General features: G+C 62.7%; 1 protein-coding gene. It reads right to left on the bottom strand.

The window, feature by feature from the left end:
• Positions 1-1217: IS21 family transposase (gene istA / locus IVB12_RS15405; RefSeq protein WP_247300239.1), on the bottom strand; the 1217-nt coding region annotated here is incomplete at its 3' end.
• Positions 1218-1308: the final 91 nt, after the last annotated feature.

The following is a 1308-nucleotide window of genomic DNA, read 5'->3' as shown; positions in this document are numbered from 1 at the left end:
GCGGCCGGCAGCACCCAGTCTTTGAAGGGAGCACCGTTGCGCAAGGCGCCGGGTTTGCGGGCGAGCACCGGCACATAATGCCAGGGGTCGTAGATGGTATCGCCGCGGCCAAAGGATCGCGGGTGCTCGGCAACGATGCGTCCATCCTGACGGATCACGATGCGATCGGCATAGGCTTGAACTTCGACCGGCCGTCCGACTGCGCTGGCTGCGACCGAGTACTTGTTGTTGTCGAAGCGCACCAGGCAGGTCTTCGAGACCGATGCTGTCACCGCATGGAAGCCGTCGAAGCGGCCGGCATAGGGAACGAGCTTGGGGCGTTCGGCTTCGAACACCTCCCAGATCGTCTGATCGACCAGCTCCGGATGGCGATGAGCCTTGGCGTAGGCGATGCATTTGTCGAGCAGCCAGGCGTTTAACTCGTCGAGGTTTTTGAACCGCAGCCGCGGCGTGAAGAAGCGTTCCCTGACCAGCCCGACCTGGTTCTCGACCTGCCCCTTCTCCCAGCCCGACGCTGGCGTGCAGGCAACTGGATCGACCAGATAGTGGCTGCACATCTGCAGGAAGCGGCGATTGTAGAGGCGCCCTTTACCGACGAAGATCGTCTCTACGGCAGTCTTCATGTTGTCGTAGATGCCGCGGGTGCAGGTGCCTTTGAACAGGGCGAACGCCCGGTCGTGGGCGTCGAACACCATCTCCTGCGTCTCCCGCGGATAGGCCCGCACGAACAGCATGCGGCTGTGACAGAGCCGGACATGGGCGGCCTTCACCATCACCGTGGTGCCGCTCAGCAAGACCACCTCGTGGCTCCAATCGAACTGGTAGGCTTCGCCGGGCGCAAAGCTCAGCGGGACATAAGCGGCCGCGGTCGATTGCCCGCGTTCTTTGCTCCACCGCCTGGCGAAACGCCGCACCGCATCGTAACCGCCGTCATAGCCGCGGCCGCGCAGCTCTTCGAAGGTCCGGATCAAGGTCAGCTGTTCACGAGCCGATTTAGCCGCGTTCGCCGCCAGCAATCCGTCGAGCTCTACTGCCCATCGTCCCAGCTTTGGCCGCGGCTGCACCTGCCGCTCGTACTCGAAGGAGGTCTCTCCCGACCTCAGCACCTTCCGAACCGTGTTCCGCGACACCTTCAGGTCACGGGCAATCTCCTTGATCGTCTTGCCCTTGATGAAGTGCTCGCGCCTAATCCGGGCAATCGTCTCCACGATCAGCATCCCCCACCACCTGCTTCGTTCCAAAGCAGGCAGCGCAACAGACCAATCTGTAGGGGGTCAATTTTGGACGCCGATCCCCCTGCTTAGGGGG

It is taken from the genome of Bradyrhizobium sp. 179 (assembly GCF_023073535.1).
Classification (GTDB): Bacteria; Pseudomonadota; Alphaproteobacteria; order Rhizobiales; family Xanthobacteraceae; genus Bradyrhizobium.
The sequence above is the reverse complement of the archived record's forward strand: the minus strand, read 5'-3'. Positions and strand labels throughout refer to the sequence as shown.